The sequence below is a fragment of the Flavobacterium ginsenosidimutans genome (genome assembly GCF_037478105.1).
Taxonomy (GTDB): domain Bacteria; phylum Bacteroidota; class Bacteroidia; order Flavobacteriales; family Flavobacteriaceae; genus Flavobacterium; species Flavobacterium ginsenosidimutans.
In genome coordinates this window covers 4,739,346-4,756,353 of record NZ_CP147988.1, presented here as the reverse complement: position 1 = coordinate 4,756,353, position 17,008 = coordinate 4,739,346, and the positions used below count along the sequence as shown (strand labels likewise).

Annotated in this window: 18 protein-coding genes; 1 reads left to right on the top strand and 17 read right to left on the bottom strand. The window is 35.3% G+C overall.

Translation table 11 applies throughout. The features are described 5' to 3' along the window. Window positions 1-213: 213 nt before the first annotated feature. From V6624_RS20420 to V6624_RS20355, 14 genes are all read right to left on the bottom strand, one after another. The gene (locus V6624_RS20420) at window positions 214-2,580 is read right to left on the bottom strand and encodes an FdhF/YdeP family oxidoreductase (RefSeq protein ID WP_111289303.1); all 2,367 of its coding nucleotides are present in this window, start codon (window positions 2,578-2,580) and stop codon (window positions 214-216) included. An 18-nt stretch (window positions 2,581-2,598) separates the two neighbouring features. After that, the gene (fdhD, locus tag V6624_RS20415) at window positions 2,599-3,471 is read right to left on the bottom strand and encodes a formate dehydrogenase accessory sulfurtransferase FdhD (protein ID WP_111289305.1); all 873 of its coding nucleotides are present in this window, start codon (window positions 3,469-3,471) and stop codon (window positions 2,599-2,601) included. Window positions 3,472-3,586: 115 nt separating this feature from the next. Next, window positions 3,587-4,102: a DsbA family protein gene (locus V6624_RS20410; RefSeq protein WP_111289307.1), complete on the bottom strand. Its 516-nt coding sequence runs from the start codon at window positions 4,100-4,102 to the stop codon at window positions 3,587-3,589. 13 nt (window positions 4,103-4,115) lie between these two features. Continuing rightward, on the bottom strand, window positions 4,116-4,568 hold the full coding sequence (locus tag V6624_RS20405) for a redoxin domain-containing protein (protein ID WP_111289309.1): 453 nt from the start codon (window positions 4,566-4,568) through the stop codon (window positions 4,116-4,118). Continuing rightward, a complete protein-coding gene (locus V6624_RS20400) occupies window positions 4,552-5,271 on the bottom strand; it encodes a YoaK family protein (RefSeq protein WP_162615000.1) in 720 nt (239 codons plus the stop codon). Before V6624_RS20400 ends, V6624_RS20405 begins: the two co-directional genes overlap by 17 nt. Before the next feature lie 11 nt (window positions 5,272-5,282). Continuing rightward, window positions 5,283-6,323 carry a cupin domain-containing protein gene (locus V6624_RS20395; RefSeq protein WP_338839995.1) on the bottom strand — a complete coding sequence of 347 codons (1,041 nt, stop codon included), beginning with the start codon at window positions 6,321-6,323 and terminating at the stop codon, window positions 5,283-5,285. A 244-nt stretch (window positions 6,324-6,567) separates the two neighbouring features. After that, window positions 6,568-7,119, bottom strand: a complete 552-nt coding sequence (locus V6624_RS20390; RefSeq protein WP_111289313.1) for an antibiotic biosynthesis monooxygenase — start codon at window positions 7,117-7,119, stop codon at window positions 6,568-6,570. Between the two features lie 45 nt (window positions 7,120-7,164). Next, on the bottom strand, window positions 7,165-8,133 hold the full coding sequence (locus V6624_RS20385) for an NAD(P)H-quinone oxidoreductase (protein ID WP_111289315.1): 969 nt from the start codon (window positions 8,131-8,133) through the stop codon (window positions 7,165-7,167). Window positions 8,134-8,144: 11 nt separating this feature from the next. Then, on the bottom strand, window positions 8,145-8,576 hold the full coding sequence (locus V6624_RS20380; protein WP_338839994.1) for a lipocalin-like domain-containing protein: 432 nt from the start codon (window positions 8,574-8,576) through the stop codon (window positions 8,145-8,147). A gap of 50 nt (window positions 8,577-8,626) precedes the next feature. Beyond that, window positions 8,627-9,184 (bottom strand): hypothetical protein, encoded by a 558-nt coding sequence (locus V6624_RS20375; RefSeq protein ID WP_111289319.1) that lies wholly within the window; start codon window positions 9,182-9,184, stop codon window positions 8,627-8,629. A 421-nt stretch (window positions 9,185-9,605) separates the two neighbouring features. Next, a complete protein-coding gene (locus V6624_RS20370) occupies window positions 9,606-10,061 on the bottom strand; it encodes an Hpt domain-containing protein (RefSeq protein ID WP_338839993.1) in 456 nt (151 codons plus the stop codon). A gap of 3 nt (window positions 10,062-10,064) precedes the next feature. Beyond that, a complete protein-coding gene (locus V6624_RS20365) occupies window positions 10,065-11,813 on the bottom strand; it encodes an ATP-binding protein (RefSeq protein ID WP_338839992.1) in 1,749 nt (582 codons plus the stop codon). 84 nt (window positions 11,814-11,897) lie between these two features. Further along, on the bottom strand, window positions 11,898-12,593 hold the full coding sequence (locus V6624_RS20360) for a LytR/AlgR family response regulator transcription factor (RefSeq protein ID WP_111289323.1): 696 nt from the start codon (window positions 12,591-12,593) through the stop codon (window positions 11,898-11,900). A 46-nt stretch (window positions 12,594-12,639) separates the two neighbouring features. Further along, on the bottom strand, window positions 12,640-13,113 hold the full coding sequence (locus V6624_RS20355) for a Dps family protein (RefSeq protein WP_111289325.1): 474 nt from the start codon (window positions 13,111-13,113) through the stop codon (window positions 12,640-12,642). 293 nt (window positions 13,114-13,406) lie between these two features. Here V6624_RS20355 and rpiA point away from each other — a divergent pair, with 293 nt between their 5' ends. Next, window positions 13,407-14,078, top strand: coding sequence for a ribose-5-phosphate isomerase RpiA (gene rpiA / locus V6624_RS20350; protein ID WP_111289327.1), 672 nt, complete (start codon window positions 13,407-13,409; stop codon window positions 14,076-14,078). A 99-nt stretch (window positions 14,079-14,177) separates the two neighbouring features. Here rpiA and V6624_RS20345 read toward each other — a convergent pair whose 3' ends face one another. The 3 genes from V6624_RS20345 to V6624_RS20335 all read right to left on the bottom strand — a co-directional run bounded on the left by V6624_RS20345 (window position 14,178) and on the right by V6624_RS20335 (window position 16,998). After that, window positions 14,178-15,179, bottom strand: a complete 1,002-nt coding sequence (locus V6624_RS20345; protein WP_111289329.1) for an NADP-dependent oxidoreductase — start codon at window positions 15,177-15,179, stop codon at window positions 14,178-14,180. A 148-nt stretch (window positions 15,180-15,327) separates the two neighbouring features. Beyond that, window positions 15,328-16,131, bottom strand: coding sequence for an enoyl-CoA hydratase/isomerase family protein (locus V6624_RS20340; protein ID WP_111289331.1), 804 nt, complete (start codon window positions 16,129-16,131; stop codon window positions 15,328-15,330). Window positions 16,132-16,164: 33 nt separating this feature from the next. After that, the gene (locus V6624_RS20335) at window positions 16,165-16,998 is read right to left on the bottom strand and encodes an alpha/beta hydrolase (RefSeq protein ID WP_338839990.1); all 834 of its coding nucleotides are present in this window, start codon (window positions 16,996-16,998) and stop codon (window positions 16,165-16,167) included. Between the last annotated feature and the right edge of the window lie 10 nt (window positions 16,999-17,008).

Here is a 17,008-nt window from a genome sequence, read left to right as displayed (position 1 = left end):
TAAAATTAAGAGTATCCTAATTTTGATATTGTCGTTAAATTCTAAGTTTTTATCATTTTTTATTTGACTTAGATTTCTTTGACAAATTTATATAGCAAGAGTAGAGCAGTCGATTAACCTAGATTAAGTAATGAATTGTAACAGCGCTATTACTATTTTAATCTAGATAAATGCCTCAAAAGTCTTCGCTAACTTATTTTTATTTGAAAAGAATTACATGTGTTTTATCTTTTCGTAGATGGCAGGATCGTGTTTTTTTACTTTTATTTTTACGTATTTAGAAGCTGGCATATTGCTTTCTTTCACCACATTATTTACAGAAACCAAAACATTGGTTTCAGGAAAATAAGTGACCGTATTTCGCTCTGGAATTTGATAAGAGACGATAAGGAATAAAGGCGCAATTCTTTCAATGCCATCATTATAATTAAAGAGATCTACTATGTCTCCCGCTTTAAATCCTGCTTTATCAATATCATTTTGATTCATGAAAATAACACGGCGTTCATTTTTTATTCCCCTATAGCGGTCATCCATACCATAAATAGTAGTATTAAACTGGTCATGCGTACGAGTTGTGGCCATCATATATTCATCTGGTTCCAATTCATTATCCGGAATTTCTGTTAAAGTAAATGCCGCACGATCAGCTGATTCTTTAGCAGTAAATTGACCATGACGAGGAGCATTAGGCAGATAAAAACCGCCTTTTTCGCGAACTCTACTATTGTAATTTTCAAAACCTGGAATGCAATTTTCAATAGCTTCTCTCACATCATCATAACTGTCGTGGTATTGCTTCCAGTCGATAACTGATTTTTCTCCAAGAACCTCCATCGCCATTCGGCAGACAATTTGAGTTTCGTTTATCAACTGATCCGAGATAGGTTTAAGCACGCCTTTTGAAGACTGCACCACGCCCATAGAATTTTCTGTACTGATAATCTGCACTTCGCCGTTAACGATATCCATATCACTTCGGGAAAGCGTAGGAAGTATAAGGGATTCTTTCCCGTGTATCAAATGACCTCTGTTGAGTTTTGTCGATACACAGACCAGCAGTTTCAGTTTTCGAAATGCTTCTGCGGTATAAGTCGTATCTGGTGCCGCCGATAGAAAATTACCGCCCATGCAGAACATAAATTTTACTTTCTCGTCATGAATCGCTTTTATCGTTCCAACCACATCATAACCATGATTTCTCGGCGGATTAAATCCAAAGTAAGTTTGAAGACGATCTAATTGTTCATTTGTAGGTTTTTCATCAATAAGCATGGTTCTGTTTCCTTGAACATTACTGTGTCCGCGAACGGGACAGACTCCTGCGCCGGGTTTACCAATACTTCCTTTAATCAATAAAATATTAACAATCTCTCGGATCATATCGACACCATTTGGCTGCTGGGTAAGTCCCATTCCCCAGCAAACAATAATTCTTTTTTTGAAAGCCAGTATTTCTGCCGCTTCTATAATTAAATCTTTTGGAACTCCAGATAGAAAGGCAAGATGATCCAAGTCTAAATTTTCAAACTGTTTCTCAAAATTTTCAAAACCAGTTGTTTTGTCTTTAATAAATTCATGATCAAAAACTTCACCTGGGTTTTTCTTTTCCAATTCAATTAGCAAAAGCTCAATAGCTTTTAAAAGTGCCATATCACCATTTATTTTTATCGGAAGAAAAAGATCGGTAAGTTTTCCGCCTGATCCAATTATCCCTTTTATAGCCTGAGGATTATGGAATCCCATTAATCCAGCTTCGGGTAACGGATTAACCGCAATAATTTTTGCACCATTTTTTTTGCCTTTTTCTAGAGCACTCAGCATTCTTGGAGCATTCGTTCCTGGATTTTGTCCGATTATCACAATCACATCGGTATCATAAAAATCTTCTAAAGTAACCGTTCCTTTTCCAATTCCGATTGTAGTTTTCAAAGCCGTTCCAGAGGTTTCGTGGCACATATTGGAACAATCTGGCATATTGTTGGTTCCAAACTCTTTTGCAAATAGCTGATAAAGAAAGGAAGCTTCATTACTGGTTCTTCCCGAAGTATAAAAGGCCGCTTCATTTGGAGATTCAAGCGCATTTAAATGTGAGGCAATTTTTTTAAAAGCTTCATTCCAACTTATGGGCTCATAATGTGTACCGCCAATAGGTAAATACATCGGTTCGGTCAATCTTCCCATTTTTCCAATTTGGTAATCGTCTAATTTTGAAAGACTGTAAACAGAGTTTTCTTTAAAGAAAGCAGCATCAACTTTTTTGGTTGTAGCTTCTTCAGCTAAGGCTTTTGCTCCGTTTTCACAATATTCGCCCAAAGGAGATCGATCATCATCAGGATCTGGCCATGCGCAGCTGGAACAGTCAAAACCGCCCATTTGATTCATTTTAAACAAAGCTTTTCCACCTCTTATAATGGTTTTATCTTCTATAAGATCGCTTACCGCAGCCATCACCGCAGGAACGCCGGCAGCCCATTTTTCTACTTTTGTTAATTTAAGTTTCGAAAGCTGGTACGGATTTTCTGCTTCAGGTAATTTATGGGTTAAATCATCTGTATTTTGTTGTGGATCTTTCTTCATTGTATTATGGTTTAATGGCTATTGTGTGACGATTACGGTTTGTTCCGATGAGTTGTAGATATTCAATCGGTTTTCTTTTAGAAATCCTAAAAGTGTAATATTAAACTCTGCGGCAAGTTCGACGGCCAAACTGGATGGAGCGCCAATAGAAGCAATAATAGAAATTCCCGCCATTGCCGCTTTTTGGATTAGCTCAAAACTTGCTCTTCCGCTTAGAAGCAAAATATGTTCATTTAGTGGCAGTGATTGATTAGCAAGAGATCTTCCAATTAATTTGTCTAATGCATTATGTCTTCCAACATCTTCAGTTAAAAGAATCAAATCGCCTTGAATATTAAAAAGCCCTGACGCATGAAGACCGCCAGTGGATTCAAAATCGCTTTGAGCAATTCTTAATTTTTCGGGTAATTGATAAAAAACAGATGCATGAATCTGGATCTGCGGTCTCATCAAATTTCCAAATGGGCTTACCGTTTTTATAGATTGAATCGAACTTTTTCCGCATACGCCACAACTTGAAGTCGTATAGAAATTTCGATCTGTCTGCATCAAATTTGGAGTAAAACCTTCTTTAAGATCGACCTGAACAATGTTTTGTTTTTGTGATAAGCAATTCATTTTTATTGCAAAAGCATCTTGAATATCTTCAAAAGAAGTAATAATTCCTTCTGTAAACAGAAAACCAATCGCAAGATCAATATCATTGCCCGGAGTTCGCATGGTAACCGAAATATTCTTTTGAATTCTCTCTGAATTAGAACCGTAAGAAAGCCTGATTTCAAGAGGTTCTTCAACAGAAAGCGTATCTAAAAAAGAAGAGGTTCTGTTATTTTCTATTCTTTGGACACTTACGTGTTTGATGGAAACTAATTCCGTATAATTTATTTCCATGATATTGTAATTGAAGTTGTTACGTAAATTTAATTAAAAATTGGTTCAAAAAATATACTTTCATTCATTAATTGAGAGCATACTATTCGATTTTTATATTTAATTCTCAACCTATTTATTTCACGATTTCACTCATCAGTTGCAAGAGATCTTCTGCACCTGCGTTAAATTTTCTACCATTGACAAAAAAAGAAGGTGTGCCATTTACACCGCTTAAAATACCGCTTTCAAAATCGGAATCTACTTTTGTGGCAAGTTCAGATTTTTTAATATCGACATTGAACTGATGTGGGTCTAGCTCCAATTTCTCTACTAATTCTAATAAAAAAGGTTCGTTTAGAAGCCTTTGGTTTTCGTAGATAGCATCATGCATTTCCCAGAACTTTCCCTGCAATGCTGCGGCTTCTGCCACAATTGCTGCAGGACGGGCGTATTGATGCATTTCTGATAACGGAAAATTTCTAAAAATAAATTTTATCTGTTTGCCGTATTTCGTCATCATTTCTTTAAGAACTGGATAGGCAGCACCGCAATAGGGACATTGATAATCTCCGTATTCTACGATTACTATACTAGCATCTTTTTTTCCTTGTATATGATCAGTTTTACTGACCGCTGGTTTTAGTGACATAATTGATTGGTTTTTATAGTTTTTCTAAAGCTTCAAGAATTCCATCTGCTCCTGGGTTTATAGCCATTGGCGAGAGATAACTCCATTGTATAATTCCTTCTTTGTCAATTATAAAAAGGGCACGATTGCATTCGCCTTCTTTCTCATTGTATACGCCATATTTTTTTGAAGTGTCTCCTTTTGGTTCGAAATCAGCCAATAAAGGAAAATGCAGATTTCTTGATTGAGAAAAGGCCATGTGACACCATTTACTATCTACAGAAATACCGAAAATTGTAGCATCATATTTCTTGAAGTATTTCTGCATTTCGTTGTAAAGTGCCATTTGGTCGCTGCAAACTGGACTCCAGTCGGCAGGATAAAAAGCTAAAATCACGTTTTTTCCTTTAAATTCTGATAAAGTGATTTTTTGATCGGGTGTTGCAAATAAGGTAAAATCTGGCGCAACGTCATTTTTCTTCAGCATAAGATTTATTTTTAAGGTTAAAGTCCGTAATCGGCAGTAACAATGCACAAGCAAGTAGTAATGCAGCAGGCAAAATAAGCGTCCAATTTTTCAATAACGGAAGTATAATTGGTACGACAGATGCACCTAGCAAAAAGCCAATCCATAATAGTAAAAGTCGTATAGCATTGAGTTTATAAAACTTCCGACTGTTTTTATTTCGGGAAAGACTTAACATGGCTGTATTTCTAGCCAGACTATTCAATGTTCCCGTCACGAAATCGGTATTTATTTTTTGACTTCCAACAGATGTTACAATAGTGTTCATAACACCAGTTGAAAAAAGAATGATAGGTATCGACAATCCGTTGTTTATCGTATAATAATTGGATGCCATTGTATAGACAATCAATATTCCTGAAACGATATAAAATGGCAGGGTCTGAATTTTGGATTCTCTCCACAACGAAATGCAGGTTCCAGCATATATTCCGAAGACAAAACAGCCAATTACCGTTAAAGACGAAAGAAGTACGTTGAGTTTGCCACTGGATAATGCGATTCCCAATTGTGTGCTGTTTCCGCTTATAAAAGAGACATATACTTTCCATTTTAGGAAACCAGCAGCATCAAGAAAGCCTGCAATAAAGGCTAAAAATATGGCAAGTTTCTCCTGCGATCTAGTTTGTTCAGACGAATCTATGAACTGTGTTTGGACATCCACAATACTTATGATTACGGTTGAATAAACAGTTTGCTTTTAGGAAATTTTTCTATTTCGCCTTCTTCCAAACCAAAATTGGTTACCACCACATCTTTTGGATTTCCTGCAAGCCATTCGCTTAAATCAATAGATTGATAAGTACCACTGTTAAAACCAATTAAGATTTTGCAAACGGTATTTCCAGTGTTTTTAATATAATGTCCTGCACCCATTGGCACATAACCGACATCTCCAGCGTTGAATTGTTCGGTAACAACTGTGCTTTCTGCTAAGAAAACAGACATTTCGGCTTGACCAGAAATATAATACTGCCATTCATCAGCATTGGGATGCCAATGCATTTCTCTTAAAGCGCCTGGCTGTAATTCTATAATAGATCCCGCCATTGTGGTACTGATAGGGAATTCTTTGCTTGTTACCAATCTTTGCAAACCGGCACCTGGAATTATTCTAGGTTGTTGAGAATGCAAAGGATAACGGTGTAAATTGGTTAATTCGATATCTGATTCTTCAGGTCGTGAAGCGGCAGTAAATGATAATTCGTCAGGAACAATCCCGGCTGCGAAATAGGCTTCTTTTTGAGGTAATGCGGCTACTTCTTTCAAAGTAATTCCCAAGTTTTGAGCAACAATTTCTGGTGGCATGCAGGATACAAAATCGGTAACGCTGAAAGTGTGATCTTCGGAAAAATTTCCATTATCAAAGATTAAAATAAAATGACACTCTTCTGTTCCTGTTGCTTGGATTGAATGCCCGTATCCTTTTGGAAAATACCAAACATCGCCTGGTTCAAAATTATCTGTGTAGCTTTTACCATTCGGATGAATAATCGTGGTGCGAACCGTTCCTGAAATAACATAAGCCCATTCTGCTGCATTTGCGTGCCAGTGTAATTCGCGCATACTTCCCGGCTGTAGTCGCATGGAAACTCCTGCGATGCCAATAGAAGCTGGAAAATCTTTTACGGAAGCTCCTCTTGTTGTACCGCCGTCATTAGTGCGTGGTTCTTTTTTTTCTAGTTCGTATTTGAAACTTAATAATTCGGTAGTCATAATAATAGCTTTTTGATGATTAATTGTATTGGTTTTTAATTCTATTGTAAAGCTATTGAAGATATATGCTGAGTATATTTTGAATTCGTTAAATGGGCAAAATGAGTCGTTGAATTTAGTAAGAGAAACTTTAGGAATAATTTGAAGCTTTCTGATTGTAGAGGATTTGTTTTTTTAGAGTTTAACCAAAAAAAATCACTGCAAACTACAGTGATTTTTGATTTTATAATGAGGGAAGTTTTAATTATTTATAAAGCCATTTTTTGATCAGTTTGGTATAATTGGGCATTACAACAAATACCATTAAAAAGACTATGATGCCCGAAATTATTAATCCATCAAAATAATGATTTGACGGTACTTTCAAAAATCTCAAAAAGGGGAGTGCCAATAAAGGAATTAAAAGAGACAATGGATAAATAGCAGACCATGTTACAAGAAATTGTTTCCAGCGAACAGGAACTTTGTTTCCTTCGTTTTCTGCATTAAAAAGAAAATCCAAACCTGATTTTATCTGGTAGTTGTCATTTTTTCTGAATAATGGATTTGCTTTTTTAATGAGCATTTTGCGGTCTTCCGATTCCATCCAGTATTTAAGGTTTTCAATAGTGTCAAATCGGATAATAACTGTGTAAACAAACGTCAAATGCGGAATTGGCCGTACGATCTGCAAATCGATAAAACCATTGGAGTGTTTGGTAATGGGAACAATTTCATCCAGCCATTTTTCATATTCCTGTTCTTTTCCATCCAAAATATGGTGCGTAATAACAACAGATGCGCCTTGATTTTCCATATTACTATTTATTTTTGGTTGAGGTTTAAGGTTTATTCGGACTAATTATCGAACTAAAATAATTTTGCCCGTATGAGTGCCATCTTCTAACAATCGATGTGCATCAGGAGCTTCGGTGAAAGGAAAGGTTTTAAAAATAATCGGTTTGAATTGTTTTGACTCGATTAATGGCCAAACGTTTTTCTGCACTTCTTTGGCTAGCTGTTTTTTAAAATCATAGTCTCGGCTTCTTAAGGTACTTCCAGTAATTGTTAAACGTTTTATCATTACTTTCCAAATGTCAAGATCTACATGGCTGCCGCTTACCGCATTAATATGAACTAATCTGCCTTCGGGTTTTAGGATATTTACATTTTTACTCAAGTAATTACCGCCAATCATATCTAAGATGACATCGACTCCTTCTTCCTGCAAAACGGTTTCGAAATCTTGGGTTTTGTAATTGATATAAGATGCAGCGCCAAGATCGAGACATTTTTGGCCTTTTTCATCAGATCCTACTGTTACAATTACGCGAATGCCTAGAGAATGAGCAATTTGAATTCCTGTAATGCCAATGCCACTGTTACCGCCGTGAATCAAAAGAGTTTCTTCAGGTTTTAAGTTTCCTCTCTGAAAAACATTTGACCACACTGTAAAAACTGTCTCAGGCAAACTTGCTGCTTCAGCAAAAGTCAGTCCAGCTGGAATTGGCAGACATTGACCTTCCCGAACGCTTACATATTCTGCATAACCACTGCCAGCGAGAATAGCGCAGACTTGATCACCAATTTTTAAATCGGTAACATCTGGTCCGCATTCGACTACAATTCCTGAAACTTCCAAACCAGGAATTTCAGATGAAACTCCAGCTGGTGCAGGATAATTGCCTTCACGCTGGAAGATATCAGAGCGATTTAAACCTGCTGCTTTAACTTCTATTAATACTTTGTCTCCGCTTACTTCTGGAGTTGGATATTCCTGCAGTTTAAGTACGTCTGGAGCTCCAAATTGAGTTATAACTATTGCTTTCATTTGGTTTGCGATTAATGGTTTTTGTTTAATTGTTCTATTCTTTTCCAAGTAAGTTTATGAATGACCAAACGTGAATTGCTTATAAATGGTTTCTCTGTTTCTAAATGAAGCAATCCATCTTTAAAAAGAACTTTTCTGTTTTGTGTCTCATTTCTCCAATTTTCAAAAAGTGAAACAGACATAGTATGGCTGACTATTTGTTTTTCATCATCAGTTTTGAAGGGACCAGAATAGGCGAGATAAGGAGGACTGTCTTTTGTGTCAGAATGTTCAAAATCAGTATTCATTATTTGTGCCGACATATAGCCGTCACTGTTATAAATAATAATGCCTTTTGGTTTGGTTCCCATCGGATTTGTAATTTTTCCGTCCCCTAAAGGTACTTCAATCAATTCAACTAATGTCCAAGAACCGATTAGTATTTCAAACAAATTATTTTTCATAATACTCAAAATAATAAGAGCGCACATTGGTGCGCTCGATTTCTATACTATTAAAAAGGCTGATTGTATTTGCCAGTTAATGCTTTGTTTTCTATGCTTTTAGCAAAGTTAGGAGTTTCTTCATGATTGTGTGCATCAGAAGCAGCTTGTCTTGAAGCAGCAGCGCCAGCTAGATCTACTCCATGTTCTTTTAAGTATTCAAACATTTCTGGTGTTGCAGTTGCATGAATCTCGTTGGTGTAAAGGCAAGTATTTTCATCAATTTTGGTTACTTTAAGTTCCCATAAAACCTGAACTTTAGTGCGTCCGTTTTTAGTAATAGAATCTGAGATAGACAACATACGGCAATAATCTGGACGATGAACCGTTGCCACATAATGCTGCACCATTAAAGCATCGCCAATTGTTTCTACATTAATAGACATGGGTTCGCCCTCGTATGTGCTGGTAATTCCTGCACCAATATGCTGAGTTGAGCAACGTTGGTATTCTGCATCCGGAAGGTTTAAAAGCCAGTCTGCAATATTTACTTTTTCAATAGGAGCATTAATAACTGCAGTTACTGCTGAATGTGATAATGCGTTTTCTTTGGTTTGGATGATTTCCATGATTTCTTGGTTTTAAATGTTTAACTGAAGTAAATTTACTGCCTTACATTTGTGTAGCATTCCACTATTCATCGAATGGGCAAAAACACTCGTTTAAATAGCGAAATCAATCGTTTGTTGTTATCATAGATCTGTATTTAATACGTTTCCCGAGGTTGAAACCTCGGGCTATGTTTTAAAATTGGAACGAAAAATCATCTCAATATGGGTAAACATAGCCAGTGGTTTCAACCACTGGGACACAACGATAATTACGCCTGCAATCATTAATGTATGATTATTTAAATGGGCATTTTATACAGCTATATTTTAAAATGAAAAAAAACAAAAAAGACCGCCTTTTACAGACAGTCTTTCAATTGAATAATATATAGTAAGATGGTTTTTCTTGAATTTAAAACGAGCTGTTGTCTTATTTATTTTATAGTGATTCTAAAAATGTTTTAGCTTCTAAGAGCGAAAAGTTCAGAATCTTTTCGATATCATTTAAAATTTGCTGTAAAGTTGCATTTTGTTCTGTAGCCAATTCAAGAATATCAAGTTTTTCTTCTAAAAGAGGCAATAGTCCCATTATAGCAGCACTTGATTGTAAGTCATGTGCTCTAAGTTTCACCATTTTAAAATCTTGATTTTGATAAGCCGTCATAAGCTGTTCCAAATGTAGTGGCACATTGTCAATAAACTGTTTGGTGACAGTTTGTTCAAACGCTTTATTGCCAGCGCTTACAGATTGCATATACGAAAGATCAATATGTTGAAAAACAGGATTAGATTGTATAACGTTTGTTTCTTCGGAATTTGATTCTTTCAGTCCAAAAGCAGCAATCAGTTTAAAAAGTTCTTCCTCTTTTATAGGTTTTGAAATGTATTCGTTCATTCCTCAGCTCAAACATCTTTCTCTTTCGCCAGGCAGGGCATGTGCTGTCATGGCAATTATGGGAATATCCAGTTTTAAGATTTCTCTAATTTGCTGCACAGCAGTATATCCATCCATTTGAGGCATCTGTAAATCCATTAATACAAGATCACAATCTTTTTTGCTTAAATATTCTACTGCTTCCAAACCGTTAGAAGCCATTTCAAAATCAACATTCCATTGAGAAAGCAAATGTTTCATTAAACTTTGATTGATCGCGTTGTCATCTACAACTAAAACTCTCAAAGCGGTATTTGAGATATCTTTAAAGTGGTTAATATTGGCAATAGGTTTAGAATTGAGCTGTTCTTTAGCAATATCATACGGAATATAAAAGCTAAAGGTTGTTCCTTTTCCTTGTTCACTTTTTACTTCAATATCACCGTTTTGCAATAAAATCAGTTTTTTTACTATTGATAATCCTAGGCCAGTCCCACCGTAATTTCGAGTGGTAGAGTCTTCACCTTGATTGAATCTTTCAAAGACTTCATTTAGTTTTTCTTTATCAATTCCAATTCCCGTGTCCGTAATTTTAAAGCCTACAATGACCTTGTCTTCATGTTGTAGTTTGTTATAGACCTCAATGCTTACAGATCCCTGATGGGTAAATTTTATGGCATTTCCAATGAGGTTTACCAATATTTGAGTTAATCTCGTGGCATCACCAATTAAAGTATCAGGGATCGAAGTATCGACTTTACTGGAGATGGTTAATTTTTTTTCTTTTACACGTTCTGAAAAAAGTGTTTCAACTGAATCCAATAGTCCGTTAATGCTGAATATTCCTGGCGTAATACGCATCATTCCAGCCTCAATTTTAGATAAATCGAGTATATCATTAATAATGGTCATTAAATTTTCGCCCGAACGCTGAATAGAATTTACAAATTCTGCGGAAGTTTCATCCAAAGGCCTTTTTTGTAATAAATTGGTGAAACCTAAAATACCACTAAGCGGCGTTCTGATTTCATGACTCATATTAGCCAGAAAATTTTCTTTGGTCTGAGCGGCGATCGATGCTTTTTTTTCTGCAATATCCAATTCTTTAATCAGAAAATGTTGTCTTCTAAATTGGCGCATAATATGATACCCTATAACGGCACCACTCAAAACTAGTAAAACTAATAAGGAGATGTCGTAAAGTTTTGCTCTTTGACCCATTTCCACACTTAGATTTCGCAACTCTACCATGCGCAATTGACGCTTATGGTAAATCTTTGCTGTAATATCGGTAATCTCATTAGAAATTATTCTGGCTCTAGGATTAGCAATCGAGCTATCATCATCCATATTTCCTAAAGAATCAAAACGATGCAGGAGTTTTCCTTTTGTGACCATTTTATCCTGAGCCAAAACTCCGAGTCTTTGTATTAACTTTTCCTCTTCAGGATCGGCATTATCCACAGAAAGGGAATCGAGAAAATTTCTAATCTGCCTGATCTTTTGATCGATTCCTTCTAAATGTGTAGTGTCATTAGTAGCGATCGAAGCTCGAATTCTGCTTTCGACACCCAAAATATCGCGGTCAATTTCTCTTAAATGATTGCTGGAACGCAATTCGTTTAAAAGGGTATTATTATTTCGTATGAGTTCTTTAGTATTTTGAGCCGAATTAATTTGTACAGCAATCAATAATATACTGCATAAAATAAAACTGCTAATTATAAAATAACTAAAGCGTTTGTTACCCATTACGGTAGACGTATTTATCATATAAATAAGTGTAAATGAAATTGTATGATCTTAATTCAATAAGATAGCATTCTAGTTTACGCAGCAGAAAAAATAAAATGACATTTAGAAAACATTCATCCTAGTGTTAAGTGCTTTTCTGTAAGCATCTGCAACAGGAATAAATTTTTTGTTAATCATAATACCTCCGTCTTGTAAAGTGTCAATTTTACCAATAGAAACAATATAAGAACGATGTACTCTAATGAAATCATCTTTTGGCAGACGTTCTTCGGCAGTTTTCATTTTGCCGTGAATGGCAAACATTTTTTCTTTGGTGTAAAACTTTACATAATCTCCCATTGCTTCAGCATAAAAAATATCATCTAGTTTTAGTCGTCTGGTAATATTAGAATCTCTAACGAATAAAAATTCTTCTTTACCAAATTGTATATTCTCTTTTCTGCTTTCAATGATAGATTGTGCTTTACTCACTGCCTGTAAAAATCGAGCAGGAGTAACTGGTTTTAGAATATAATCTGCGATATTCAATTCAAATGCCTCCAGCGCATATTCTTTTTTAGAAGAAGTGAAAATGATGATGATATCTTTGCCTGAAAGGTTTTTAGTCAATTCAATTCCCGTCATCTCAGGCATTTCGATATCCAAAAAAATCAAATCTACCTGATTTTCCTGTAAATGATGATAGGCTTCAATAGCATTCGAATATTCATTTACAACAGTAAGATTCGGAATTTGTTTTGCCAAATGAGATAAAGTAGTTCTTGCAATATCATTGTCATCAACAATTAACGCTTTCATGGTATTTGGTTTTTGGTTTAGACAAATATACTTATTCCTTGTTATTTTATCTAAAGTAAGAGCGTATCATCCATGCCATTTCTTCATGAATTTCTATTAAACCAGTAATAAAATCGCTTGAACCATAATCTTTGTAATCATCGGCAAAAGGAGTAATGTTGCCACGAATAAATTCAATGATGCTTTCATGGTCTTGCAAAAGATCTTTCATAAATCCTAAACCATCGTTTGTTCTTTCACTGTATTCTGTAAGATGCGTCAATTCAAGATAGGACTTTAAGGTTGCTGGTGCATAGTGGCCAATTTTACGCATACGTTCTGCAACGCTGTCAATGATTTCATCCAACTGTTTGTATTGATTTTCGAAGAAAATGTGATTGGCATGAAAATTATCGCCTGTAACATTCCAGTGTGCATTTCTGGTTTTAGTATAAAGTACAAATTCGTCTGCGAGCAGTTTTGCTAATTCATTAGAAACAGCGTCAGTATTTTTTTCTGTAAGGCCAATGGTTGCTTTCATAATTTCAAGTTTTTAAGTTATAAGCAGTAATGCTTTGTTTTCTTATGTAAAGGTCTTTAGAAAACTTCTTTAAAAGGTATGATTTTAGGTAAACAGGCAAAATGAATCGTTGAAATGGAGAAGGTGTCCTTTTAAGTAGTTTTTAGCTTAAAAAACTACAGTGTTTTTTAATGACAAATAAAAAACATAAATTAATATTAGTGTATTGGATAAGAACAGCATTTATTAAAAAAATAAATTTGTAATAGAATTTACTACTACTTTTAATTGAAGATTCACAAATTTAATAAACCATGAATTTAGAACAAGAAAAAGAGCTAGCGGCAAAAGAAGCGGTTAAATTACTAAGAGATAATATGATTGTGGGATTAGGTACAGGTTCAAGCTCTGTTTATGCAATAAGAGAAATTGCAAAACTTGTCAGCAATGGCCTAAAAATAAAAGCGGTACCAACTTCTAATAAAACTAAAGAACTTGCTGAGGCTTTAAATATTCCTTTGATTGATATTAATTTGATAAATTCAATAGATATCACAATTGATGGAGCAGATGAATTTACCTCTGACTTAATTTTAATCAAAGGCGGTGGGGGTGCATTGCTTAGAGAAAAAATTGTAGCCTCATTAACAAAACAAGAAATTATAATTGCGGATTCATCAAAAGAAGTAAAACAAATAGGGAAATTCAAAGTCCCAATTGAAGTAATTCCATTTGCTTCAAATTATATTTTAAGTCAAATTAAAATATTAAATGGTATTGGAAAAATTAGAATGACAGGAGATAAATCATTTAAAACAGATCAGGACAACTATATTATAGATGCTGATTTTGGCCTCATTTCCAATCCTGTTTCTTTATCTAAAAAGTTAAATGATATTAATGGAATTGTTGGACATGGAATATTTATCGGTCTGACAAGTAAAGTTATAATGGGAAAAGGAGATTCAACCGTAATTTTTGATTAAAGCTGCATTAATTCAATTTAATAGTTTTTATGTGAGCTTCTTTTTTACAAAACCGCCTTAACGTTTCGTGGCAAAATTGAAGACAACTCCATAACACAATTATTTTACTTTTACCACAACCTTTCCTTTTGCATGTCCGCTTTCCAGATAATCAAAAGCATCATTGGTCAGCTCAAAAGGGAAAGTTTTATCTACAATTGGTTTAATTTCTTTTAATTCTAGTAAATTACCAATCAGTTCAAGTTGTTTACCGTTGGCCTTCATAAATAAAAATGAATAATTAATATTTAATTTTTTAGCTTTATTACGGATTTTCAGACTGGTTAACCAAAGGATAAAACTTATTATTGATGATGCACCGATTGATTTTGCAAACTCTGGAGTTGGAGGTCCCGAAATTGAAATAATACTGCCTCCTGGTTTTAAAATTGTCAATGATTTTTCAAGTGTCTTAATATCCTGACTGTTAAGTACCACGTCATAATCTTTAAGAATAGTTTCAAAGTTATCCTTTTTATAATCTATTATAATATCTGCTCCAAGTCTTTTCAGCATTTCAAAATTCTTTTCGCTGGCAGTTGTGGCTACAAATGCTCCAAAATATTTGGCCAGCTGAATCGCTATTGTGCCAACTCCTCCAGAACCGGCCTGAATGAAAACTTTTTGTCCCTTAGTTATATTTGCTCTTTCCACAAATGCCTGCCAGACTGTTAAGGAGACAAGTGGAATAGACGCAGCTTCTTCCATTGAAATAGTATTGGGCTTTAGAGCAGCATCATTTTCATCGACTGCTATATATTCTGCAAGAGTGCCAATCCTCATATCTGAGACCCGTGCAAATATTTCATCTCCTGCTTTAAAACGAGTTACTTTTGCTCCTGTTTTTATTACAATTCCAGCCAGATCGTGCCCCAGAATAAAAGGTGTTTTGTATGGCAAAATTAATTTAAACTCACCGCTTTTCAATTTAGAATCGAGCTGATTAAGTCCTGCGGCATATACTTCAACTAAAATATCATTTTCTTTTACAGAGGGCAAAGCTTCTTCAATTAGTTTCAGTTTCTCATTTTTTCCGTATTTATTTACTATAAAAGCTTTCATGAGGTACGTATTTATTATAATATAAATTTAAGTTTTTTTTGCTTCTAATTACTTTAAGCAGTTTATGCCTGTATAAATCAATTTGCACAAAACTGCAAAGCTTTGTACAAATTGGATTTAGTTATGAAAATTATGAAGGAGGCGGCTATTAAAGATGTTTTCCCAAGTTTAATTCAACATCACCAGAAGTCTGCAGGCCATTATCTAAAAGTCTTTTTATACGTTGTCTGCTTTCCGGTGATTCTAAAGATTGAAAGAAACGGGTCTGTGTTTCCATAATATGGTCATTTTTTGGCAGCACTGCTCTTTCATTCATTATCGATTTTATAGAAGCAATGGCAAACTTGTCAAATGAGGCAATTCTCTCGGCAAAATTCGTAACAAAAGCGTCCAGTTCAGCGTCTGGAACTGCACGGTTAACCCACCCGTAAAGAGCAGCAGTTTCAGCATCATAATCGTTTCCGCTTAAAATGATTTCTAAAGCTCTTGCTTTTCCGGTTAGAAGGTGTAAACGTTCTAGTCCTCCTCCGCCTGGAAATGAACCTATTCCGATTTCTGGCTGGCCGAAAAAAGCTTTTTCTTTACTGGCAAAACGAATATCAAAAGCCTGTACAAACTCGCTTCCCAGACCTCTTGCCCTTCCTCTTATCGATGCAATACTTACGAATGAGGCCTGCTCGAGACGTTTTGCAATGTCTGGCCATGAAATTGAAAGTCCTGTTTTCCCTGTACCTTTTGGAAAATCAGTAATATTTAGAAGTTCAACATGTGCCACAAAAAAGTCAGGGTTTGCACTTTCAAAAACAACAACTTTTAGATTTTCTTCTGCTTCCATTTCATCCATTAAAACAATCAGCTGTTTTGAAAAAGCAGCATCAAAAACGTTAACAGGTGGATTTTCTATCCTTACTTTCCAGTAAGATTCACTTATTTTTTGTGTTGTAAAAATCATGATTAAGAATTTTAATTATTAGTGTAGAATTTATTAACTGAGAAACAAACTGATGTAGCCCGCAATAAGAACAGGCTCCTGATGCTGAAGTCCGTGTCCGGCATCGTTGATAATAATGTGCTGCATTGAAGGTGCATGTCTCAAAAGAGGGAACCAGTTTTCTACAGCAAAACTAATATCATGATCAGCTGATATGACTAAAACCGGATTTTTCAGCGTTTTATATTGGCCGCGATAATCATGAATGTCTTTTTTCATCATTGCGGAACCTTCAAAATATTTTTGAAATTGCTCTGGAGTGGAAGGAATTTTAGTGCGGTCAAGTTTTACCGCTATCCGATCAAAAGAAGCTTTAGAGGCAGCCCTGCTTTTTTCAGATGAAGGCTCAAAAAAAGCAACCGTTTCGTCTTCAAGATCATTTACAGGTTTAAGCGCTCTTTCAAAGAAAGTTTTGTCAAAAGGAACTTCATTAATGCCGGGAGGATTTGTACCAATAAGAACTACTTTAGCTACTTTGTCTCTATTCATGAAAAGAGCAGTCTGCGCGACAAGTCCGCCGTAAGACCATCCTGCAGCATGAAATTTATTAATGCCTAAATTTTCCATTAATTTTACTCCAACAGCAGCTACTTCGGCGATGTCAGACGACAGTTCTCCTTCCGATTCTCCAATTCCAGGGTAATCAAATAATACAATAGTGTGTTTTTCTGCGAGTGTATCCAAAAATAGCGGATCCCATGTATCGAGTATTCCACGGAAACGATTATAAAATAATATAGGATCTCCCTTTCCGAAATGGCGGAACGCCATTTTGAGGGAATTGATGATGCTGAACTGGGTTTGGGAATTTGAAAAATTCGAATTCATCGTAAAGGCT